The organism is Photobacterium sp. R1 (assembly GCF_054600795.1).
Genome location: NZ_BAAHZP010000001.1, coordinates 293,001 through 316,516, shown reverse-complemented (window position 1 = coordinate 316,516; position 23,516 = coordinate 293,001). Strand labels below are relative to the sequence as shown.

Genomic DNA, 23,516 nt, shown 5'->3' with positions numbered 1-23,516 from the left:
GAGTCAAGCACAGTAATTACACGTCCAGAAGCAGACGTGTTGGGTCTTCCAGAAGCTCTTTAATGGTCACCAGGTAGCCTACAGACTCTTTACCATCAATCAGACGGTGGTCATAAGACAGGGCCAGATACATCATCGGCAGGATTTCAACCTGACCGTTTACCGCCATTGGACGATCCTGGATCTTATGCATACCCAGAATTGCAGCCTGTGGCGGGTTGATGATTGGTGTAGACATCAGAGAACCGAATACACCACCGTTTGTGATGGTGAAGTTACCGCCGGTCAGCTCATCAACAGTCAGCTTACCGTCACGGCCTTTGATCGCCAGTTCACGGATGCCCTTCTCGATTTCAGCCAGGCTCAGCTTGTCACAATCACGCAGAACCGGAGTAACCAGACCACGTGGTGTCGATACTGCAATGCTGACATCGAAGAAGTTGTGGTAAACAACATCATCACCATCAATCGACGCATTCACTTCAGGGAAACGCTTCAGCGCTTCAACGACAGCTTTCACGTAGAAAGACATGAAGCCCAGACGAATACCGTGGCGCTCTTCGAAGATGTCTTTGTACTGCTTACGCAGATCCATGATTGGTTTCATGTTGACTTCGTTGAACGTTGTCAGCATCGCTGTGCTGTTTTTCGCTTCCAGCAGACGCTCGGCGATACGCTTACGCAGACGAGTCATCGGAACACGTTTTTCGCTGCGATGGGCCAATGGTGCCTCAACCTTCGCTTCAGCAGCTGGTGCAGCCGCTGATGCAGATTTTCCGCCTTTCACAAAAGCTTCAACATCTTCACGGGTAATTCGGCCACCCACGCCAGTACCTTTCACTGCAGAAGCATCAATACCATGCTCACTGATCAGGCGGCGAACCGCTGGGCTCAGGGCATCATTGGTTTCTTCTGTCAGCGACGCGGTTGTACGTTTGGTCGGAGAAGCTTCAGCACTGGCCGGTACATCTTTCGTCGGTTCACCGGCAACAGCACCGGCTTTGATTTTACCCAGCAGCTGCTTGGTCAGTACCGTAGTACCTTCTTCTTCAAAAATCGCTTCCAGGATGCCATCTTCAGGCGCTGGCACTTCCAGTACGACTTTGTCAGTTTCGATATCGACCAGAACTTCGTCACGGCTGACTGCATCACCAGGCTTCTTGTGCCAGGTTGCTACGGTTGCGTCTGCTACTGATTCAGGTAAATCAGGAACCAGAATTTCGATTGTCATCTCAGTTTGTCCTTTTTGTTCCAGCTCTGGGCTTATTGTTCTGTGTTCAGAGCGTCGTCAATCAACGCTTTCTGTTGTTTCAAGTGTACTGACATATAACCAACGGCAGGTGAAGCTGACGCTGGGCGGCCGGCATACTCTAATTGCGCGCCTGCAGGCAGAGCGGCACGGAAGTTATGCTGGCTGCTGTACCAGGCACCCTGGTTTTGCGGCTCTTCCTGACACCATGCGAAGTCAGTCACATGCTGATAATCAGCCAGAGCAGCTTCCACATCCTCTTTCGGGAATGGGTACAGTTGCTCAATTCGGATAATGGCAACATCCGTCTGCTCGCGCTTACGACGTTGTTCCAGCAGATCGTAATACACCTTGCCTGAGCACAGGACAACACGTTTTACTTGTTTCGGATCCAACGCATCAATCTCGCCAATCGCCGGCTGGAAATTACCTTCAGACAAGTCATCCATGGTGGATGTACACAGCGGATGACGCAGCAGCGACTTCGGAGACATCACAATCAGCGGACGACGCATCGGGCGAAGTACCTGACGGCGGATCATGTGATAAACCTGCGCTGGTGTGGAAGGAATCACGACCTGCATGTTCTGCTCAGCACAAAGCTGCAGATAACGTTCCAGACGTGCAGAGGAGTGCTCTGGACCCTGTCCCTCATAACCATGAGGCAGCAACATGGTCAGACCGCACATACGGCCCCACTTCTGCTCACCGGAACTGATGAACTGGTCAATCACAACCTGCGCACCATTGGCGAAATCACCAAACTGTGCTTCCCAGATTGTCAGACCGCCAGGCTCAGCCGTTGCGTAACCATATTCAAAGGCCAGTACAGCTTCTTCCGACAGGACGGAGTCGAAAACCTGGAATGGACCTTGTTTGTCATGGATGTTCGCCAGCGGCATGTAAGTACTGGCATCCGTTTGGTTATGCAGAACCGCATGACGGTGGAAGAAGGTACCACGACCAGAATCCTGACCCGTAATACGGATGCGGTGGCCTTCATCAACCAGCGTTGCGTAGGCCAGAGTCTCAGCCATACCCCAGTCGACGTCTTTCTCACCGGCAACCATAGACTGGCGATCGTTGTACAGTTTCTGTACACGACTATGCAATTTATGGCTTTCAGGGTACTGGCAAATACGCTGACCCAGTTCATGCAGACGCTGGCTGCCGACTTTATTTGCCCACTCTTTCGTCCAGTCATGACCCAGATATGGAGACCAGTCGACAGAGTGCAGCGTCATCGGACGCCATTCTTTCACTACACATTCACCGCGATCCAGTGCATCACGGTATTCATTCACCAGTGCAGTTGCAGTTTCTGCTTTGATACACGTTTCATCAACCAGTGCATCAGCATAGATCTTACGTGGTGTCGGGTGTTTTTTGATCTTCTGGTACATCAGCGGCTGGGTCGCGTTCGGCTCATCCGCTTCGTTGTGGCCATGACGGCGGTAACAGACCAGATCAATTACAACATCACGTTTGAATTCATTCCGGAAATCCAGCGCCAGACGGGTCACAAATGCAACAGCTTCCGGATCGTCTGCATTGACGTGGAAGATTGGTGACTGAACCATCTTCGCGATATCAGTACAGTACTGAGTTGAGCGGGTGTCATGCGGGTTTGAGGTTGTGAAACCAATCTGGTTATTCACCACAATGCGGACCGTACCGCCCACACGGTAGCCGCGTGATTGAGACATGTTGAACGTCTCAGCAACCACACCCTGTCCCGCGATCGCAGAGTCACCATGAATGGTGATTGGCAGAACCATAGAACCGTCTCTGTCTCCCAGGCGGTCCTGACGGGCACGTACAGAACCAACAACCACAGGGTTGACGATTTCCAGGTGAGAAGGGTTAAAGGCCAGAGCCAGGTGTACATCACCGCCTGGTGTTGCAAAGTCTGCAGAGAAACCCTGGTGATATTTCACATCACCGGTCCCCCAGGACTCACCGTGTTTGCCCGCGAACTCATCAAACAGATCCTGTGGCTTTTTACCCAGAACGTTCACCAGCATGTTCAGACGACCACGGTGGGCCATTCCGATGACAACTTCACGCACACCACTGTTACCAGCACTGCGGATCAGTTCTTTCATCATCGGGATCAGCGCGTCACCACCTTCCAGCGAGAAACGTTTGGCACCCGGGAATTTCGCACCCAGATAACGCTCAAGACCTTCAGCGGCAGTCAGTTCGTCCAGGAACGTTAATTTCTCTTCCTGAGTGAAAGTGCCTTGACCAATCACAGATTCCAGACGCTGCTGAATCCAGCGTTTTTCTTCCGTGTCGGTAATGTGCATATACTCAGCACCAATCGAACCACAGTAGGTTTTTTTCAGCGCCTCATAGATCTCAGAAAGCTTCATTGTCTCTTTGCCTACGGCAAACGAACCGACATTGAAGCTTTGATCAAAATCTTCCGCTGTGAGGTTATGGAAAGCAGGATCCAGGTCCGGAACTCGTTCCTGTTGCCATAATCCCAGCGGGTCCAGGTTTGCATGCTGATGGCCACGGAAACGGTATGCGTTAATCAACTGCAATACCTTCACCTGTTTGGCATCAACATCAGGATCGCTGACGCTAGCACTTAAAAAGGTCGTTTCTTTCGCTAAACGCCGGAAGTAATCACGAACACGTGAATGCGGCTGCTCGACGGCAACACCATTCACAACAGGCAATTCACTAAAAACGTGACGCCATTCTTCGTCAACTAATTCTGGGTCGCTTAGATACAACTCGTAGAGGTCTTCTACATAAGTTGCGTTGGCGCCAGCCAGATGTGAAGACTCGAGCCAAGCCTTCATAACGCCGTTCTGCATTGTTTTCCCTTAACCACTTGTTATCGCCACTTGCACCGGTCGTTCACCGGGCTGAAAAGCCAGCTGAAACTCAGCTGGCATATCGATAATTCTTTTGAATTACACCGCGCGCTTCAGCAGCATCGAACGGATGTTACCAATCGCTTTCGTCGGATTAAGTCCTTTCGGACAAACGCTGACACAGTTCATGATGCTGTGACAACGGAATACACTGAATGCGTCATCCAGATCAGACAAACGCTCTTCAGTCGCCGTATCACGGCTGTCAATCAGCCAGCGGTAAGCTGCCAGAAGACCAGCCGGACCGATGAATTTATCCGGGTTCCACCAGAAAGACGGGCACGATGTCGAGCAGCAAGCACACATGATGCACTCATACAGACCATCCAGATGCGCACGTTCTTCCGGCGATTGCAGGTTTTCCCGTGCTGGCGGATGCTCGCTTTCATTAATCAGGAACGGCTTCACCTTGGCATAGTTGGTATAGAACTGGTCCATATCAATGATCAGGTCACGAATGACAGGCAGACCCGGCAGCGGACGAATGACAATTGTTTTCTTGTCTGTCAATGCTGACAACGGCGTGATACAAGCCAGTCCGTTTTTACCGTTCATATTGATACCGTCAGAACCACAAACACCTTCACGGCAAGAACGGCGGAATGCCAGTGTCGGATCCTGCTCTTTCAGCAGAATCAGCGCATCCAGTACCATCATGTCGGAACCTTCAGGCACTTCCAGCGTGTACCCTTTCATATGTGGCGCGTTATCTACGTCAGGGTTATAACGGTAAATAGAGAAATTCAGTTTCATGTTGTTTACCTCCCTTAGTATGTCCGCGCTTTCGGCGGAAATGCTTCACGATGAACCGGGGTCATATTTACGTCACGCTTAGACATTTGCTCAGTCTCAGGGTTGTAAATTGAGTGACACAGCCAGTTCGCATCATCACGCTCAGGGAAGTCGAAACGTGCATGAGCACCACGACTTTCAGTACGGTAATTCGCTGCAACAGCCGTCGCGTAAGCGGTTTCCATCAGGTTATCCAGCTCCAGACACTCGATACGCTGTGTATTGAACTCAGAAGACGTATCATCCAGACGCGCTTCTTTCAGACGCTCACGGATTTCTTTCAGCTGGTTCAGGCCTTCGGCCATTGCTGCACCTTCACGGAAGACCGAGAAGTTGTTTTGCATGCAAGATTGCAGATCTTTACGGATCTGAACTGGATCTTCACCTTTCTGAGTGTTGTTCCAACGATTCAGACGTGACAGAGAAGCTTCGATGTCAGATTCAGTTGCCGGACGTGCTTCCGCTTGTGCCGCCAGTGTTTCACCCAGGTGCAAACCAGTTGCACGGCCGAAGACCACTAGATCAAGCAGGGAGTTACCACCCAGACGGTTAGCACCGTGTACAGATACCGATGCAATTTCACCACAGGCGAACAGACCCTGAACTTCAACATCCTGGCCGTTTGCATCTTGCTTGATTGCCTGACCGGAAACCTGAGTCGGTACACCGCCCATCATGTAGTGACAGGTTGGAATGACCGGAATCGGCTCTTTCACAGGGTCAACGTGTGCGAAGGTACGGGACAGTTCCAGGATACCCGGCAGACGAGATTCCAGAACATCTTTACCCAGATGATCCAGTTTCAGTTTAATATGCGGGCCCCATGGACCATCACAACCGCGACCTTCACGGATCTCAACCATCATCGAACGTGCCACCACGTCACGACCCGCCAGATCTTTCGCATTCGGTGCATAACGCTCCATGAAGCGCTCACCGTCTTTATTCAGAAGATAACCACCTTCACCACGACAACCTTCAGTCACCAGAACACCAGCGCCTGCAATACCGGTTGGGTGGAACTGCCACATTTCAATGTCCTGAACAGGAACACCTGCACGCAGTGCCATACCCACGCCATCACCGGTGTTAATATGCGCGTTCGTCGTTGACTGGTAGATACGGCCTGCACCACCAGTTGCCAGAATTGTCGCTTTCGATTTGAAATAACAAATCTCGCCGGTTTCCATGCACAGAGCTGTACAACCCAGGATTGCGCCATCTTGGTTTTTCACCAGATCCAGGGCATACCACTCAGAGAAAATGGTTGTTTTATGCTTAATGTTTTGCTGATACAGCGTATGCAGCAATGCGTGGCCGGTACGGTCAGCCGCTGCAGCTGTACGTGCAGCCTGCTCGCCGCCGAACTCTTTCGACTGACCACCGAATGGACGCTGATAAATACGGCCATTGTCAAAACGGGAGAAAGGTAATCCCATTTTCTCCAGCTCAATCACAGATTGAGGACCATTCTTACACATGTACTCGATCGCGTTCTGGTCACCGATGTAATCAGAACCTTTCACGGTATCATACATATGCCATTCCCAGTTATCCGGATGGGAGTTACCCAGCGCAACGGTGATACCACCCTGCGCAGATACGGTATGAGAACGGGTTGGGAATACTTTAGAAAGCAGCGCACATTTCAGGCCCTGCTCAGAAATTTGTAGTGCTGCACGCATGCCTGCACCACCAGCACCGATTACTACGGCATCAAACTCTCGAACTGCAATGCTCACTTACGCACCCCACAAAATAAAGAAACCAGAAAACAGATAACCAAATAGCACAGCGACAATCGCGAGCAGCAGACCAGCACGCAGCAGCGCAGGTTTAATGTAGTCTGTCAGCACTTGCCACATACCGATCCAACCGTGAATCAACACAGATACCAGAGCCAGCATCGTGAAGACTTTGGTGCTCAGTTGTGAAAAGAACGCCGTCCAGGTTTCATAGTTCAGCTCAGGGCCAAAAGCGAAAAAGCACACCATATAAATGGTGTAAAGAGTGAGGATAATCGCAGTTGCACGAACAAGGATAAAGTCGTGAACACCATTACGTCCGACAGTAGAAACGTTGCTTACCATACCAGGCCTCCTGCAAATACGGCCAGAACCGCCACAATTGCAAAACTGATTTTCGCACTCGTGGTCCCTGATTCAAGCTCTTCAAAATATCCCATATCCATGATGAGGTGACGCACGCCCAGCACAATGTGGTAGAACAGTGCTGTCAGCACACCCCAAAGGACGAATTTGACGAAGAAGCTGTCGACAATTTCAGCGGCTTCCGCAAATCCCTGAGGAGAAGATAAAGAGAGGTTTAGCAGCCATAGCAGGATGGCAAGGGAAATAAAAGTGATCACGCCCGATACACGGTGCAGGATAGACGAGATCGCTGTCAGCGGAAAGCGAATCGTCTGTAGGTCGAGGTTGACAGGTCTTGTCTTATTAACTTTCACGGTCTTTGCCCACTCAGCTCCATAGAAGCGTTTTATTTTTATAAAACCTCCGGCATGCGTACGCCAAAACAGCGCAACAAAGGCACAACAACTGCGCTACACTTAATTAGCACAAGTCTATGTACAGCAAAGCAAAAGTCGTTTCAGCTTAAGTCGCTAATATTACTAATAACTTTATCATTGTTTCTGGCGATGGCAGAACCAGAGACCTGCCGCCGAGTATACGCCTCGCAACAATCAATTACAAACCCTGTTACATGACCTCTAACACGGTTTGAGATATACGCCCGCTTTTACTTAAAGTTATTAACAAGCGCACACTCCCATGAAGAGGAATTGACAACAACATATCCGAGCTGTACAAAGACGGCACATCCGATTTCGGATGAGGATTATAAAATAACAAAGGAGATTGTTATGGCAGACAAGAAAGCTACTCTTCATATTGAAGGGAAAGCACCGGTCGAACTGCCGATTCTCGGGGGCTCACTAGGTCCGGAAGTACTGGATGTGCGTAAACTCGGTGCATCTGGCTACTTTACCTTCGACCCTGGTTTCTTAGCTACTGCATCATGTGAATCTCAAATTACGTACATTGACGGTGCGAAAGGTGTGCTGCTTCACCGTGGCTATCCGATCGACCAATTGGCTAATAACGCTGATTATTTAGAAGTCTGTTACATCTTGCTGTACGGCGAAGTTCCTACCCGCGCCGAATACGAGCAATTCCGTAAAACCGTGACCCGCCACACGATGGTTCATGAGCAAATTGCAAGCTTCTTCCATGGCTTCCGCCGTGATGCTCACCCAATGGCCGTGATGTGTGGTGTTGTTGGTGCACTTGCAGCTTTCTACCACGATTCACTGGACATTAATAACGACGAGCACCGCGAAATTACTGCATTCCGCCTGCTGTCTAAAATGCCAACTCTGGCGTCCATGTGTTACAAGTACTCAATTGGTCAGCCGTTCATCTACCCTCGCAACGATCTGGACTACGCGGAAAACTTCTTACACATGATGTTCGCAACACCATGTGAAGAATATGAAGTCAGCCCGGTTGTAGCGAAAGCGATGGACAAGATCTTCACTCTGCATGCTGACCACGAGCAAAATGCCTCAACGTCAACCGTTCGTCTGGCAGGTTCTTCGGGTGCAAACCCGTTTGCATGTATTGCTGCTGGTATCGCTTCTCTGTGGGGCCCGGCGCATGGTGGTGCAAATGAAGCATGTCTGCGGATGCTGGAAGAGATCGGCAGTGTTGAAAATATCCCAGAGTATATCGAACGTGCGAAGGATAAAGACGACCCATTCCGTCTGATGGGCTTCGGTCACCGTGTCTACAAGAACTATGACCCGCGTGCAACCGTCATGCGTGAAGCATGTCATGAGGTACTGCAAGAGCTGAAGATCGATGATCCACTGCTGGATGTCGCGATGGAGCTTGAGCGTATTGCACTGTCTGATGAGTACTTCATTGATAAGAAACTGTATCCGAACGTAGACTTCTACTCTGGCATCATTCTGAAAGCCATTGGGATTCCTATCTCTATGTTCACAGTGATCTTTGCAATGTCCCGTACCATTGGCTGGATTGCACACTGGAACGAAATGCACAGTGATCCGAACAACCGTATCGGTCGTCCGCGTCAGCTGTACACTGGTCATCAGCAGCGAGATTTCCAACCGCTGCATGAGCGTGAGTAATACAGTAAATATACGCTGTGAAAAGAAAAGGTTGAGCTTCTGCTCAACCTTTTTTATTTCTTCAACCTCAGCCTGCGAACTTATACCGGATTATCGATATCAATAAATGTGACATCCAGGTGATGTTCGTCAGCTAACCACTCGCCCAACGCTTCAACGCCATAACGTTCAGTGGCGTGGTGGCCGGCACTGTAGAAATGAATACCCTGCTCCCGGGCTGTATGGACAGTCCGTTCAGAAACTTCGCCGGTAATATAAGCATCCAGCCCTAATGAAACCGCCTGATCAATGAAGTCCTGACCCCCGCCGGTGCACCAGCCAACCGTCTTAATCTCGGCGGCCCCACCTTCTCCGATGTGGAGCGGTTTCCTGTGTAATGCTTTCTCAATCCGGGTCGCCAGCTGTTCACCGGTAAGCGGTGTCGGAAACTCCCCATAAACAGCTACAGGATGGGGATTACCCGGCTCCATGCCACCTAAATGCTTGATTCCAAGCAGCTCAGCCAGCTGGGCGTTATTCCCTAACTCCTGATGGACATCCAGAGGCAAGTGGTAGGCATACAGGTTAATCCCATTTTCAATCAGCGCTTTGATGCGACGGTATTTCATGCCACGAATTTCTGCCGGTTCATTTTTCCAGAAGTATCCGTGGTGAACCAACAATGCATCCGCTTTCATCTCGATAGCGCGATCAATTAAAGCCTGACAAGCTGTCACACCAGCGACAATGGTTTGAACTTCACTTTTCCCTTCAACCTGTAAACCATTAGGACAGTAATCCCTGATCAAATGCGGGCTTAGTAAAGTATTCAGAATTGATTCGAGTTTAAGGTTGTTCATGCGTGCTTCCTTCAGAGCTGATACATTTATTTTAACCAACTCAGCAAGGAGAGAACCAGTCAGAACGAGCTCGGGACTGGGTCTTATTGCCCATTTGTCATAAAAAATGCTGCCGATGGCAGCATTTCAACAGCAACACCAGTATGCTGGTATGCTTAGTAAAGTTCCTGAACACCATGCTCTGACTGCTTCAGCCAGACAGGTTTTGTGCTGGTTTTCAGCCAGACCTTATGCAGATAACTGTAAACACGTGACTTGATAGAGGTCGGCATCAGCATCAAAATCGGAAAGCTCAGCACGCCCGCGATCACAACAAAAGTCCGGCGCAGGATAATTTGTTGAGTTGATAAAGGTGTAAACATCATTGCCTCCTGATTTGCTAACTGGTCATACCTCTACACTGTAGCGCGTTTTTGAAATTTTACTACTTTTATTTTGTTTTATTCTTGTTAAAAACTGGTAAACAATCGAATTCAGACAAATATTGATGACAAATTTCATAAAAAGTGAAAGAAAAGAACGCAATGTTCACGACAGAGATTTTCAGAGTGTCCTGACCATTCCTGTCCTGACCCAGGACATCAGCCATCAGGTTGATGATGCCTGGCTCGCTCATTTCAGAAAACGGGCAGTCATTCCGGCACATGTGAGCTATGAGGGGAACCAGCGGCTTGGCTTTTATTATCAGTGGCTTTGGCAACAGTTGATCATCCACCATCCTGATTTCGAACTGGTCGCTGAAGAACTGCAGCTTCATGAAGACAAGCGTACACTTGGCGCAATTGATTTTCTGGTTTTCAACAAGTCCATGAATCAACTGGAACACTGGGAAGTGGCCATCAAATTTTATCTGGCTCACCAAAATCGCTGGTTAGGGCCAAACTCAGCAGACAACCTGGACCGAAAAATCAACCGAATGGTTGATCATCAACTGGCTATGACAAGTCATCAAGCCTATCAGACCCAATATGCAGAAACGCTGGGACAGCCGGTGTGCCAGCGTCTGATTGTGCAGGGAAGGCTCTTTGACCACTTTCGGCATGAAGAATCAGGTTCCGGCTTATCCATTAACCCCTGCGTTAATAAAGGCTTATGGTGTTTCCAATCACAGGCAGACACGCTCTCCTTGAGAACACTGTCCAAACGTGAATGGCTGACGCCGCCGGCCTATGTTCCAACAAAGCTTGAAATGGATATAAGTACGATCACCGTTCCCACTCAGGGTATCGATGCGTGCAATCGCGTCTGGTTCATTGTGCCCGACCACTGGCCACTGCATAACCGGGATAAACACCGCAGCGCAGCTTTAAATCCTGTCAGAAAACCATAAAAAAACCCGCAGTCATCTGCGGGTTTCATAGACACACTTCACCGGGACACTACAGACCAGCGTCAGCAAAAACTGTACTGACAATTTCCTGCGCTTCCGCTTCAATCTGGCGCAAATGCGCCTCACCTTTGAAACTTTCGCAATAAATCTTATAGATTTCTTCTGTTCCCGACGGACGCGCCGTAAACCAACCGTTCTTGGTGGTAATTTTCAGTCCGCCAATCGCAGCACCATTTCCAGGCGCATGCGTCAGGCGAGCAGTAATCTCATCACCTGCCAGCATTTCTGCTTTCACCATTTCCGGCGACAGTTTACTCAACACAGCTTTCTGTTCGCCGTTTGCAACTGCCTGCAAGCGGCTGTAGCAACATTCACCATGTTTCTCGGTCAAGGCCTGGTAATATTGCTGCGGATTCATGCCTGTCACCGCGGTGATCTCAGCCGCCAGCAAACAAAGCAGAATGCCGTCTTTATCCGTTGACCAAGGTGTTCCATCCTTGCGCAGGAAAGACGCTCCCGCACTTTCTTCACCACCAAAGCCCAGCTCACCGCTGTACAAGCCATCAACAAACCATTTGAAGCCTACAGGGACCTCACACAATTCACGGCCTAAATCAGCGACGACCCGATCAATGATGGCACTGGAAACCAGTGTTTTACCAACAGCAACCGTCGCTTTCCATTCCGGACGGTGGCGATAAAGATAATCAATACACACAGCCAGGAAATGGTTCGGATTCATCAGTCCTGCCGGTGTCACGATGCCGTGGCGGTCAAAATCAGGATCGTTTCCAAATGCCAGATCATAATCGTCCTTATGGGCAAGCAGGCCCGCCATCGCATAAGGAGACGAGCAGTCCATGCGAACGACACCGTCTTTATCCAGGCTCATAAACCGGAACGCCGGATCAATCGATTCATCCACCAGCGTCAGGTCCAGATTGTAGTGGCTACCAATGGCACGCCAATACTCAATTCCGGAACCCCCGAGCGGGTCCACAGCAAGTTTCAGGTTCGCCTGTTGAATGGCAGCCATATCAATGACATGGATGAGATCAGCCACATAAGGTGCTACCAGATCCTGCTCAGAGACGAATTCACTTAACAGGGCTTCAGAAACAGGAATACGCTTCACGCCAACCAGGCCATCAGCAATCAGCTGATTTGCGCGATTTTCAATCGCAGTCGTAAGCGCACCTTCGGCAGGACCGCCATGAGGAGGATTGTACTTAATCCCGCCATCCTGTGGTGGGTTGTGCGAAGGTGTGATCACAATCCCATCCGCTTTATCCGCATGTTGGCGGTTATAAGTCAGAATGGCATGCGATATCCCTGGAGTTGGCGTATAGCCTTGTTTCATCTGGACAATGACTTTGACATCATTGGCAACCAGTACTTCCAGAGCAGAAAGAAATGCGGGCTCAGATAAAGCATGCGTATCTTTCCCCAAAAACAGCGGACCCGTGATCCCCTGCTCCCGGCGTACATCAGCCACAGCCTGAGCAATCGCCCAAATGTGAAACTGGTTAAATGTACCTTTGTCAGCACTGCCGCGATGGCCTGAAGTTCCAAATGCGACCCGCTGAGACGGTTCAGATGCATCCGGTTCAATCAAAAAATAATTGGCCACCAGGGCCGGAATGTTATGCATGTCTTCTTGCCGGGCGCGCTGCCCGGCACGAGGATGAATCGCCATGAACATATCCCTTGTACGAGTTTTTTGCTGTATCAGCAGCGGTTAAATTTCACCGCAAACTTTGTCGATGATGTCCTGAGTAAACTGCATTTTTTGCATCAGCTGCTCAATCATCTGACGTTTACGATCAGTATTCGTATTGGTGATCACCCAGAATGGTGTGTCAGGAATGGCTTTCGGTTTGGTCGTTTTACCGCTGTTCAATAGTTTTTCTTCACTATCAGCGAAATAAACGCGAGTACGACCTTTGATTTCTGTGGCGTCGGTGAAAGCCTGAGAATCGAGACGATAGAGTGTCGAAAGCACCAGCATGAAACGACCAATCGCTTTTTCCTGGCCGGCAAATTCGTCTGAAATCAGCAAAGAGCGCATCGCTTTCACTCTGTCTTCAGACTGCGGCAGATTGCCAGCATCTTTGCTGACAACAATCGCTTGTGCTGCCTTTGGGCGGACTGGCATGACCGGTTGATGATGCTGTGCTTCATCCACCTTCAGTAACCGACGCAGAATATCTGACGCACTTTCACCGATGTGCCGGGTCTGGCTGGCAATATAACGATATAGCTCTTCGTCAACCTCAATAGTTTTCATCGTAGTGTTCATTATCGTTCCGTTAAAAAATCACCGGGAGATTATAACGTGAAGCGAAGGTATACTCTACGCCAAAGCGTTAACTACAAGAGAAATAGTCTGTGAATCTTCATTATCAAATTCAGGGGCAAGGCCAGACTGTCGTGCTCATCCATGGCCTTTTTGGCAGCGCAGATAATCTTGGCATTCTGGCCCGTTCACTGAAAGATACCTGCCAGGTCATCAGTGTTGACCTTCGTAATCATGGGCGCTCCCCTCATAGTGAGTACCTTACTTACCAGGAGATGGCACAGGATGTTCTTGACGTACTGAATCAACTGGATATTGAAAATTTCACTGTCATCGGCCATTCCATGGGCGGAAAAGTCGCAATGACAATGGCAGCGCTGGCTGCGGAACGCATCAAAAGTCTGATTGTACTGGATATGGCACCTGTCGCTTATCATGTACACCGTCATGAAAACGTCTTCGCCGGTTTGCAAGCCGTGAACAATCAGACCGTGACCAGCCGCAAAGATGCTGAACACTACCTTGCATTGCATGTTGAAGAAGCTGGTGTCCGGCAGTTTTTGCTGAAATCACTTTATAAAACTGATGAGGGCTTCCGCTGGCGCTTCCATGTTGAGGCTCTGATTGCCAATTACAGTACAATCATGGGCTGGGAAACGATTTCACCATTCACGGGTCCGACGCTGTTTATCAAAGGACAGAACTCCGAATACATTCAGCCTGAACACAGAGAAGCCATTATGGGTCAGTTCCCGAATGCCAAAGCTCACATGGTTGCGAATACAGGCCACTGGCTGCATGCAGAAAAACCAGAAACCGTGAACCGTATCATTCTGAACTTTTTACAAGGCCTTAAGAATTAACACATCCGGCACACTATGCTATAGTGCGCGCCGGATGCAAGGATGAAACTTGCGAAGGAGAAACAGATGTTATACGAGCACATGGACCTGCTGGAATCAGTTGGACTGGATTTCTTGTTCGCTACTATCTTCTTTTTCATTGGTATGGCAATCAAAGATGTCCTCAAGCAAGGCAATGTGCCTCCGTTTGGTCGTAAAATCGTCTGGCTGGTCTTGTTCTTAGGGTGCTTCGGATTCATATCTAAAGGCGTGATTCAATTCACAATGGAAGGCGTTGGCATCGGTTAAAACCTGAGGTTTCGGCTTTTTTCAGCTCAAGCAAACCCAAAGGGCAATCTTAAGGTTTTCACAACAGCCGACACCACGATCGCTGCAACGAATACTTTCAGGCGCGTATCAGCACCAGAGTGACCGACAGCCTGTTCATTTTCTGATGCCGTTAGCCATAGCTGGCGGCCAACAACTTAAACACGGGTAATCTCTACTATGGCGAGTGTAGGACTCTTCTTTGGTAGCGACACAGGTAACACAGAAGCCGTCGCTAAAATGATCCAAAAGCAACTGGGTAAAAATCTGGTTGAAGTCAAAGACATTGCTAAGAGCAGCAAAGAAGATATTGAAAACTTCGACCTGCTGCTGCTGGGCATCCCGACCTGGTACTACGGTGAAGCTCAATGTGACTGGGATGACTTCTTCCCTGAACTGGAAGGCATCGATTTCGAGAACAAACTGGTCGCAATTTTTGGCTGTGGTGATCAGGAAGATTACGCCGAGTACTTCTGTGATGCCATGGGTACAGTCCGTGATATCGTTGAAGGGCGTGGTGCCGTGATCGTGGGTCATTTCCCGACTGAAGGCTACGAATTTGAAGCCTCAAAAGCGCTGGTAGACGACAGCCACTTTGTCGGTCTGTGCATTGATGAAGATCGTCAACCAGAACTGACGGATGAGCGTGTTGAAAAGTGGGTGAAACAAATCTACGAAGAAATGTGTCTAGCTGAACTAGCTGACTAAGCGACATCCCTCTACAACTTTAAAAAAACGCGCTTTCGCGCGTTTTTTTTCATTCATTTACCAAAGCTTCGCTTTGATTTTGCTGCTCATCAGAATCAGTTTCCCGGTACTGCGGTTTTTTTCTCACATAAAGCACGCGTTTCACCTGAGCAACAACCTCTCCTTTTGCATCCATGACATGCACAACAAATTCAGGAAAAAACTTATCACCCGATGCTGTCGAACGTCTGATTTCATCAACATACTGGTCTGAAATCGTAAAAACAGCCGTTAAATCGGTCTGACCCGGCTTCAGAAAATTCACTTCTGCCTGTTTATCCCAGACAAAGTATTCTTTCCCGAGAATTCCCATCAGCATCAGCGCATAGACTGGATCCGTCAGCGAAAAAATACTGCCGCCATATTGCGTCCGGTTTGCATTCTTATTCCACCATCTTAACTTCAGGCAGATTTCTACATGGCGAAAATCCTCACTGATCCGTCGAATCCGAATGCCGGCCCCCCAAAATGGCGGCCAGATATTCAAGGCAAATTTTACAATGCCAGGCTTATAAAACTTGTACACGCCTTCACTTCCCTATGATCTGGTACGATGAGTATAGTACGTTTTTTTAACATTTATATCAGGCGAATTAAAGTCACAACTTTCCTAGACCCATTCAGCATTAAGGTTTATTGTTGTGCTGTCGTCACTTATAATGAACAGATATGCGAAAGACTACCGTAACCTCCATTTTCATTGTTACGGCTAGCCAAAGGAAACTCGAATGTCAGATAACAACCAAGCACTTAAACAAGCAGGTCTAAAAGTCACACTTCCGCGCCTGAAAATTTTGGAAGTACTTCAGGATCCTGAGTGTCAACACATCAGTGCTGAAGATTTGTACAAAAAGTTGATCGATATTGGTGAAGAGATTGGCCTGGCCACTGTTTACCGTGTTCTGAACCAGTTTGACGATGCAGGCATTGTCACTCGACACCATTTTGAAGGCGGAAAGTCAGTTTTTGAACTTTCTACCCAGCATCACCACGATCACCTTGTGTGTCTTGATTGCGGAAAAGTCATTGAATTTTCAGATGATCTGATTGAAGAACGACAAAAGCAGATTGCTGAAAGCTACAACATCCGCCTGACAAACCACAGTTTATATCTGTACGGCCATTGTACTGCAGGTGATTGCAACAAAGATGAAAGTCTGCACGACGAGAAAAAATAACCATCTTTCAACCTCATAAAAAAACCAGCCCTTCGGCTGGTTTTTTGTTTCGCTCAGATTCAGGCTGACATAGAAGCCAGCCTGAAGATCATCATTCAGCAATCTTCGCCCAGGAATCACGCAGACCCACTGTACGGTTAAACACCAAATGCGCCGAAGACGAATCTTTGTTATCCGCACAGAAATAGCCCATCCGCTCAAACTGGAAAGCATACTCAGGTTTGGCCTCTGCCAGACTTGGCTCAACAAAGCCCTTCATCACAACCAGTGACTCTGGATTAATTGTCAATGCGAAATCATCTGCAGCACCAGGATTTGGCACATTGAACAGACGATCATACAGACGAATCTCAGCCGGTACTGCCTGCTCAGCCGAGACCCAGTGGATGACGCCTTTCACTTTACGGCCATCTTCCGGATTCTTACCCAGAGTCTCAGGGTCGTAGCTACAGAAGATTGTGGTGATATTACCTTCAGCGTCTTTTTCAACACGCTCAGCTTTAATCACATAAGCGCCACGCAGACGCACCTCTTTACCCAGTACCAGGCGCTTATACTTCTTGTTGGCTTCTTCGCGGAAGTCTTCACGCTCGATATACAATTCACGACTGAATGGTACATCGCGCTCGCCCATTTCTGGTTTATTCGGGTGATTACCAATTTTCAGGGTTTCAGTGTCACCGAAGTTTTCAATCACCAGTTTCACTGGATCCAGAACAGCCATCGCACGCGGTGCATTCTCGTTCAGATCATCACGAATACAGGATTCCAGAGAGCTCATTTCAATGGTGTTTTCCTGCTTGGTCACACCAATGCGCTTACAGAACTCACGAATCGAAGCTGACGTGAAACCACGGCGACGTAAGCCAGAGATTGTTGGCATACGCGGGTCATCCCAACCCGAAACCAGATTCTCTGTCACCAGCTGGTTCAGCTTACGCTTCGACATCACTGTATATTCAAGATTCAGACGGCTGAATTCGTACTGACGTGGACGACTATCGATTGTGATGTTATCCAGCACCCAGTCATACAGACGACGGTTATCCTGAAATTCCAGCGTACACAGTGAATGTGTAATGTTTTCCAGCGCATCAGAGATACAGTGCGTGAAATCGTACATCGGATAGATGCACCATTTGTCACCGGTCTGATGGTGCGTTGCAAAACGAACACGGTACAGCACAGGATCACGCATCACCATAAACGGTGAAGCCATATCAATCTTGGCACGAAGCGACATTTTTCCTTCTTCAACTTCGCCGTTTTTCATTTTCTCAAACAGAGCCAGGTTTTCTTCAACCGGGCGATCACGGTATGGGCTTTCCTTACCCGGCTCAGTCAGAGTACCGCGATATTCACGCATCTGCTCTGGCGTCAGCTCATCAACGTAAGCCAACCCTTTCTGAATCAGCTCAAGAGCATATGCATAAAGCTGATCAAAGTAGTTAGATGAGTAACAAATCTCACCGCTCCACTCAAAGCCCAGCCAGTTTACGTCCTTCTTGATTGACTCTACGTATTCAATGTCTTCTTTTTCCGGGTTCGTGTCATCAAAACGCAGATTACATTGTCCCTGGTAATCCTGAGCAATACCAAAGTTCAGACAGATAGACTTTGCGTGACCAATATGCAAATAGCCATTCGGTTCAGGCGGAAAACGTGTGTGGACGCTGGTGTGCTTACCACTGGCTAAATCCGCATCGATAATTTGGCGGATAAAATTGCTTGGACGAGCTTCAGATTCACTCATCAATAACACCTCGTGTGCTAACAGGATCTTCAAACCTGTAATGATCCACAAATACAGGCCATGACTCAACAATTAGTATGCATTGATTCATGATCAGAGCGAAAAAAAACCGGCCCATTTGGGCCGGCCTCACTTTTCACTCGATTTTTAGCTCAGATGAGCTGTCAGTTACGGCAGTTTTACCGCAGACAGGTCTTCTGATGCCGGGATCTTCTTCATCTCACCCGCAACGATTTCGGCCAGTGGGCCAAGAATTACCTGCAGGTTGTTTGAACCCAGTTTCACAACACCCATGGCACCCAGTGCTTTCAGTGTTTTCTCGTCAGCCAGACTGCTGTCTTTCAGTGTCAGACGCAGACGAGTAATACAAGCATCAATGTTTTCCAGGTTGCCATGACCACCCAGTGCTTTCAGGTACTGTTTCGCCAGCTCACCGGTTTCCTGAGAACCTGCGCCAATAGCTTCGTCGGCATCAGCATCTTCACGACCAGGAGTCTTCAGATTGAACTTCACGATTGCAAAACGGAAGACTGCATAGTAAATCGCAAAGAAGACCAGCCCCTGGACAATCAGCATATACCACTGTGTCGCCAGCGGGTTTTTAGATTGCAGAACCATATCGACCATACCTGCAGAGAAACCGAAACCGGAAATCCACTGCATGCTTGCTGCGATATAAACGGAGATACCCGTCAGAACTGCGTGAACAACGTACAGCGCAGGGGCCAGGAACATGAAGGCAAATTCCAGCGGCTCAGTCACACCAGTAAAGAATGAAGCAAAAGCAGCAGCAATCATGATAGAAGCAACTTTCTCTTTGTTTTCAGGCTTCGCTGTATGGTACATCGCCAGTGCAGCACCAGGCAGACCGAACATCATAATTGGGAAGAAACCACCCATGTAAATACCGGTTTGACCAGGAACCGCCACACCGTCAGCAATAGACTTCGCGCCACCCAGGAAGTTAGGCAGGTCATTAATACCTGCAACATCGAACCAGAATACTGAGTTCAGTGCGTGGTGCAGACCAACAGGGATCAGCAGACGGTTGAAGAATGCATACAGACCCGCACCAACATCACCCAGCCCTTGAATTCCTTCACCAAAGTGAACCAGACCGCCATAGACGTGTGGCCAGACGTACATCAGAACGAATGCCAGGAAAATACCTGCAACAGAAGTCAGGATAGGAACCAGACGCTTACCGCTAAAGAAAGCCAATGCTTTGTGCAGTTCAACCGTCGAATAACGGTTATACAGCTCAGCCGAAACGATACCGACCAGAATACCGACGAACTGGTTTTCAATCTTACCGAATGCCGCAGGAACAGCACTTAGGTCGATACCCTGAATCTGAGCAACGGCCGCTGGAGAACAAAGAGTGGTGACAACAAGATAGCCAACGAAGCCAGAAAGTGCTGCTGCACCATCTTTATCTTTTGACATACCGTACGCGACACCGACAGCAAACAGGACAGACATGTTTTCGATAATCGCGCCGCCGGCTTTGATCAGGAAAGCTGCCAGTGCGCTGTTGGCACCCCAGCCGTTCGGATCAATCCAGTAACCTATACCCATGAGTATTGCGGCGGCAGGCAGCGTGGCGACTGGCACCATCAACGCCTTACCTACTTTTTGAAAGTATCCAAGAATATTCACCCTTAGTTCCCCCTATGGTTTTCTTAGATGCGGTTTAGATAACTTATTTTAGTTACCCGATTAAGTTAGTTGCAGTTTATGCCTTTAATTTCGCCCCGCAAATTAAAACGTTATCATTTGTGATCCCAATCACCAGCACCTGCGCTGTTTACACGATTTTGCTAGCCCGGTCATAAAACTTATTTTATCATTCGAAAGAAATCGGATATAAAGCTAAAATTCTCGAGTATTCTTTTATAGCAATGAGGTGTTACCGTGAGACTTATCCCACTGAACAACGCACGCGAAGTTGGTTTGTGGTCAGCACGTTATATCGTTGATCGTATTAATAAATTTAAGCCAACTGCTGATCGTCCTTTCGTACTTGGCCTGCCTACCGGCGGTACGCCTCTGGCAACCTACAAGCGTCTGATTGAGCTTTATAATGCTGGTGAAGTAAGTTTTAAGCATGTGGTCACATTTAACATGGATGAGTACGTTAGCCTGCCTTCTGACCATCCGGAATCCTACCGCAGTTTCATGTATAACAACTTCTTCAATCATATTGATATTCAAGAAGAAAACATAAACCTGTTGAACGGAAATACCGATGACCACTCAGCAGAGTGCAAGCGTTACGAAGAGAAGATTAAATCTTACGGAAAAATCCATCTGTTCATGGGCGGTGTTGGCAACGATGGCCATATCGCATTCAATGAACCAGCGTCTTCCCTGGCATCACGTACCCGGATTAAAACCCTGACCGAAGACACACGTATTGCTAATTCTCGTTTCTTCGATGGCGATATGAAACAAGTACCCAAGTATGCACTGACTATCGGTGTCGGTACTCTGCTGGATGCGGAAGAAGTCATGATTCTGGTAACAGGCCATAACAAGGCTCTGGCACTTGAAGCCGCTGTTGAGGGCTGTGTAAACCACCTCTGGACGGTTTCTGCCTTGCAGCTGCATCCGAAATCTCTGATCGTCTGTGATGAACCTGCAACGCAGGAGCTGAAAGTGAAAACAGTTCGTTATTTTGAGGAACTGGAAGCAGAAAACATCAAACACCTTTAATCAATAGGACATGTTCATGTACGCGCTGACCAACTGCCGCATTTTTACCGGTAGCGATGTGCTGGATAACCACGCTGTTATTATTGACGGAGTGAACATTCGCGCTGTATGCCCTGAGGCAGAGCTACCTGCTGATCTTCCTATCCAGAATCTGGATGGGGCGAACCTGTCTCCTGGCTTTATTGACCTTCAGTTGAATGGTTGTGGTGGCGTGATGTTCAACGATGAAATCACAGCTGACACAATTCACACCATGCACAAAGCCAACCTCAAGTCAGGTTGCACCAGCTTTCTTCCGACCCTGATCACCTCGTCAGATAATGACATGAAAGCTGCCGTTTTCGCTGCCCGTGAGTATGAAGAAAATTACCAAAACCATTCATTGGGTCTTCACCTTGAAGGGCCCTACCTGAATGTGATGAAAAAAGGGATCCACAGTGTTGATCACATCCGTCGTTCAGATGATGAGATGATTGATTTCTTGTGTGAAAACGCTGATATCATCACCAAAGTGACCCTGGCTCCGGAGCAGACCCCCGCTAAACATATCGAGAAACTGGCCCAGGCCGGCATTGTAGTTTCTGCAGGCCATACGAACGCAACATACGCAGAAGCTCGCAGAGGCTTTGCTGCAGGTATCACTTTCAGTACGCATCTGTTCAATGCGATGACTCCCATTGCCGGACGCGAACCGGGAATGGTCGGAGCTATTTACGATACGCCAGAAGTATACACTGGCATCATTGCTGACGGCTTTCACGTTGACTATGCCAATATTCGTATAGCTCACAGAATTAAAAGGGAAAAACTGATTCTTGTGACGGATGCGACAGCACCAGCAGGAGCAGACATAGATCACTTTATTTTTGTTGGTAAGAAAGTATATTACCGTGATGGTAAGTGTGTTGATGAAAACGGCACACTTGGCGGTTCTGCACTGACGATGATTGAAGCCGTTCAGAACAGTGTTGAACATGTAGGTATCGCCCTGGACGAAGCGATTCGTATGGCTACCCTGTACCCTGCCCGCGCCATTGGTGTGGATAAGAAACTGGGGGCTGTCAAAAAAGGCATGGTGGCTAACCTGGCTGTTTTTGATCGTGATTTCCGTGTCAGGGCGACAGTGGTTAACGGAAAATACGAGCAAACTTAACTATGACTGGCGGACAAATCGGTAATGTCGACCTGGTGAAACAGCTGAATAGTGCTGCTGTTTACCGGCTCATTGACTTGCAAGGCCCTATCTCTCGAATTCAAGTGGCAGACGTCAGTCAATTAGCGCCAGCCAGTGTGACCAAGATTACCCGCCAATTGCTTGAACGCGGCCTCATCAAAGAGGTCGCACAACAAGCTTCGACAGGTGGCCGTCGCGCAATCTCTCTCACAACAGAGTCAGCGCCTTTCCACTCGATTGCTATCCGGCTGGGTCGCGATTATATCGAAATGACGCTTTACGATTTGAGCGGTAAGAGCCTGGCAGGAACGGCTCATCACTTTCCTTACTCAAATCAGCAGGAACTGCTCGACGGACTCTCGGAGCATATCCGCCAGTTTATCAGTGCGAATCAGTCCATCCTGAAAGAACTCATCGCATTTGGCATCACTCTCCCCGGACTCATCGACCCTGAAAAAGGGATTGTAGAGTACATGCCAAATATTACGATTGAGTCTCCTCTGGCACTTGCCGATATCATTACGGATAAATATGGGGTGTCTTGTTTCGTCGGGAATGACATCCGTGGACTGGCTCTGGCCGAACACTACTTTGGCGCAAGTCAGGACTGCAGAGATTCGATTCTTGTCAGTGTCCATCGTGGTACAGGGGCCGGAATCATCGTCAATGGTCAGGTTTTCCTGGGTTATAACCGAAATGTAGGTGAAATTGGTCATATCCAAATCGATCCTCTCGGTGATAAGTGCCAGTGTGGCAATTTCGGTTGCCTTGAAACTGTTGCAGCCGATCCAGCAATTATCCGCCACGTTCAGGCATTGCTTGATCAGGGCTATCCAAGCAGCCTGCACAAACTGGAAGACGTGACCATGCCGGCGATATGTGAAGCGGCGAATCAAGGTGATGAGCTTGCAACACAAGCGCTGGTGAAAGTGGGGAACCAGCTAGGCAAAGCGCTGGCGATGACAATCAACCTGTTCAATCCGCAAAAGATTGTTGTTGCAGGCAACATTACACTCGCAAAAGATATTGTTTTCCCGGCAATCAGACGTTGTATCGAAACACAATCACTGTCTACCTTCCACCAGTCACTGCCAATTGTGGAGTCCCAGCTCTATACGCAACCCACAATCGGAGCATTTTCGATGATCAAACGTGCGATGCTCAACGGAGTTCTGTTGCAACGCCTGCTTGAAGATTAAAAACAGTTACAATTAG

The 23,516-nt window shown here is 48.6% G+C and carries 22 protein-coding genes; 9 read left to right on the top strand and 13 right to left on the bottom strand.

Going from position 1 to position 23,516, the window contains the following annotated elements; translation table 11 throughout:
• Window positions 1-16: 16 nt before the first annotated feature.
• The 6 genes from odhB to sdhC all read right to left on the bottom strand — a co-directional run bounded on the left by odhB (window position 17) and on the right by sdhC (window position 7,393).
• A complete protein-coding gene (odhB, locus tag ACYP03_RS01530) occupies window positions 17-1,231 on the bottom strand; it encodes a 2-oxoglutarate dehydrogenase complex dihydrolipoyllysine-residue succinyltransferase (protein WP_248143823.1) in 1,215 nt (404 codons plus the stop codon).
• 32 nt (window positions 1,232-1,263) lie between these two features.
• Entirely contained in the window at window positions 1,264-4,077 is a 2,814-nt protein-coding gene (sucA, locus tag ACYP03_RS01525) for a 2-oxoglutarate dehydrogenase E1 component (protein WP_330960656.1), read from the bottom strand.
• Window positions 4,078-4,176: 99 nt separating this feature from the next.
• A complete protein-coding gene (locus tag ACYP03_RS01520; RefSeq protein ID WP_248143821.1) occupies window positions 4,177-4,890 on the bottom strand; it encodes a succinate dehydrogenase iron-sulfur subunit in 714 nt (237 codons plus the stop codon).
• A 14-nt stretch (window positions 4,891-4,904) separates the two neighbouring features.
• Window positions 4,905-6,671, bottom strand: coding sequence for a succinate dehydrogenase flavoprotein subunit (gene sdhA / locus ACYP03_RS01515; RefSeq protein ID WP_248143820.1), 1,767 nt, complete (start codon window positions 6,669-6,671; stop codon window positions 4,905-4,907).
• Window positions 6,672-7,019: a succinate dehydrogenase, hydrophobic membrane anchor protein gene (sdhD, locus tag ACYP03_RS01510; RefSeq protein ID WP_036748814.1), complete on the bottom strand. Its 348-nt coding sequence runs from the start codon at window positions 7,017-7,019 to the stop codon at window positions 6,672-6,674.
• Entirely contained in the window at window positions 7,013-7,393 is a 381-nt protein-coding gene (sdhC, locus tag ACYP03_RS01505) for a succinate dehydrogenase cytochrome b556 subunit (RefSeq protein WP_248143818.1), read from the bottom strand. The genes sdhD and sdhC overlap by 7 nt, the downstream gene beginning before the upstream one ends.
• 417 nt (window positions 7,394-7,810) lie before the next feature.
• Here sdhC and ACYP03_RS01500 point away from each other — a divergent pair, with 417 nt between their 5' ends.
• The gene (locus ACYP03_RS01500; protein WP_248143817.1) at window positions 7,811-9,100 is read left to right on the top strand and encodes a citrate synthase; all 1,290 of its coding nucleotides are present in this window, start codon (window positions 7,811-7,813) and stop codon (window positions 9,098-9,100) included.
• A gap of 80 nt (window positions 9,101-9,180) precedes the next feature.
• Here ACYP03_RS01500 and ACYP03_RS01495 read toward each other — a convergent pair whose 3' ends face one another.
• Together ACYP03_RS01495 and ACYP03_RS01490 are read right to left on the bottom strand one after the other, a co-directional pair.
• Window positions 9,181-9,939, bottom strand: a complete 759-nt coding sequence (locus ACYP03_RS01495) for a Nif3-like dinuclear metal center hexameric protein (protein ID WP_330960657.1) — start codon at window positions 9,937-9,939, stop codon at window positions 9,181-9,183.
• A 155-nt stretch (window positions 9,940-10,094) separates the two neighbouring features.
• Window positions 10,095-10,301 carry a DUF2517 family protein gene (locus ACYP03_RS01490; protein ID WP_248143815.1) on the bottom strand — a complete coding sequence of 69 codons (207 nt, stop codon included), beginning with the start codon at window positions 10,299-10,301 and terminating at the stop codon, window positions 10,095-10,097.
• A gap of 125 nt (window positions 10,302-10,426) precedes the next feature.
• Here ACYP03_RS01490 and ACYP03_RS01485 point away from each other — a divergent pair, with 125 nt between their 5' ends.
• The gene (locus ACYP03_RS01485; protein WP_459778232.1) at window positions 10,427-11,269 is read left to right on the top strand and encodes a DUF1853 family protein; all 843 of its coding nucleotides are present in this window, start codon (window positions 10,427-10,429) and stop codon (window positions 11,267-11,269) included.
• Window positions 11,270-11,318: 49 nt separating this feature from the next.
• On the opposite strand, the gene pgm is transcribed toward ACYP03_RS01485, so the two are convergent.
• Both pgm and seqA read right to left on the bottom strand, forming a co-directional pair.
• Window positions 11,319-12,965 carry a phosphoglucomutase (alpha-D-glucose-1,6-bisphosphate-dependent) gene (gene pgm / locus ACYP03_RS01480; RefSeq protein WP_459778231.1) on the bottom strand — a complete coding sequence of 549 codons (1,647 nt, stop codon included), beginning with the start codon at window positions 12,963-12,965 and terminating at the stop codon, window positions 11,319-11,321.
• Between the two features lie 42 nt (window positions 12,966-13,007).
• On the bottom strand, window positions 13,008-13,556 hold the full coding sequence (gene seqA / locus ACYP03_RS01475) for a replication initiation negative regulator SeqA (protein WP_459778230.1): 549 nt from the start codon (window positions 13,554-13,556) through the stop codon (window positions 13,008-13,010).
• A gap of 101 nt (window positions 13,557-13,657) precedes the next feature.
• On the opposite strand from seqA, the gene ACYP03_RS01470 reads away from it, so the two are divergent.
• The 3 genes from ACYP03_RS01470 to fldA all read left to right on the top strand — a co-directional run bounded on the left by ACYP03_RS01470 (window position 13,658) and on the right by fldA (window position 15,442).
• Complete coding sequence (locus ACYP03_RS01470; protein ID WP_459778229.1) at window positions 13,658-14,428, top strand: alpha/beta fold hydrolase; 771 nt, start codon at window positions 13,658-13,660, stop codon at window positions 14,426-14,428.
• 66 nt (window positions 14,429-14,494) lie between these two features.
• Entirely contained in the window at window positions 14,495-14,716 is a 222-nt protein-coding gene (locus ACYP03_RS01465; RefSeq protein WP_248143810.1) for a DUF2788 domain-containing protein, read from the top strand.
• A gap of 198 nt (window positions 14,717-14,914) precedes the next feature.
• Window positions 14,915-15,442, top strand: coding sequence for a flavodoxin FldA (gene fldA / locus ACYP03_RS01460; RefSeq protein WP_036748804.1), 528 nt, complete (start codon window positions 14,915-14,917; stop codon window positions 15,440-15,442).
• 49 nt (window positions 15,443-15,491) lie between these two features.
• Here the strand turns inward: fldA and ACYP03_RS01455 are convergent, their stop codons facing one another.
• Entirely contained in the window at window positions 15,492-16,007 is a 516-nt protein-coding gene (locus ACYP03_RS01455) for a DUF4442 domain-containing protein (protein WP_330960661.1), read from the bottom strand.
• Window positions 16,008-16,209: 202 nt separating this feature from the next.
• Here ACYP03_RS01455 and fur point away from each other — a divergent pair, with 202 nt between their 5' ends.
• Window positions 16,210-16,659, top strand: coding sequence for a ferric iron uptake transcriptional regulator (fur, locus tag ACYP03_RS01450; protein WP_248143808.1), 450 nt, complete (start codon window positions 16,210-16,212; stop codon window positions 16,657-16,659).
• A gap of 91 nt (window positions 16,660-16,750) precedes the next feature.
• On the opposite strand, the gene glnS is transcribed toward fur, so the two are convergent.
• Window positions 16,751-18,412: a glutamine--tRNA ligase gene (gene glnS / locus ACYP03_RS01445; protein ID WP_459778228.1), complete on the bottom strand. Its 1,662-nt coding sequence runs from the start codon at window positions 18,410-18,412 to the stop codon at window positions 16,751-16,753.
• 168 nt (window positions 18,413-18,580) lie between these two features.
• Window positions 18,581-20,071, bottom strand: a complete 1,491-nt coding sequence (gene nagE, locus ACYP03_RS01440; protein ID WP_248143806.1) for an N-acetylglucosamine-specific PTS transporter subunit IIBC — start codon at window positions 20,069-20,071, stop codon at window positions 18,581-18,583.
• 255 nt (window positions 20,072-20,326) lie between these two features.
• Between nagE and nagB the strand changes: the two genes are divergently transcribed.
• From nagB to nagC, 3 genes are read left to right on the top strand one after another with little or no spacing between them, the layout of a single operon-like run.
• Entirely contained in the window at window positions 20,327-21,127 is an 801-nt protein-coding gene (gene nagB / locus ACYP03_RS01435) for a glucosamine-6-phosphate deaminase (RefSeq protein ID WP_459778227.1), read from the top strand.
• Window positions 21,128-21,143: 16 nt separating this feature from the next.
• A complete protein-coding gene (nagA, locus tag ACYP03_RS01430; protein ID WP_248143804.1) occupies window positions 21,144-22,280 on the top strand; it encodes an N-acetylglucosamine-6-phosphate deacetylase in 1,137 nt (378 codons plus the stop codon).
• Between the two features lie 2 nt (window positions 22,281-22,282).
• A complete protein-coding gene (gene nagC / locus ACYP03_RS01425) occupies window positions 22,283-23,500 on the top strand; it encodes a DNA-binding transcriptional regulator NagC (RefSeq protein WP_459778226.1) in 1,218 nt (405 codons plus the stop codon).
• Window positions 23,501-23,516: the final 16 nt, after the last annotated feature.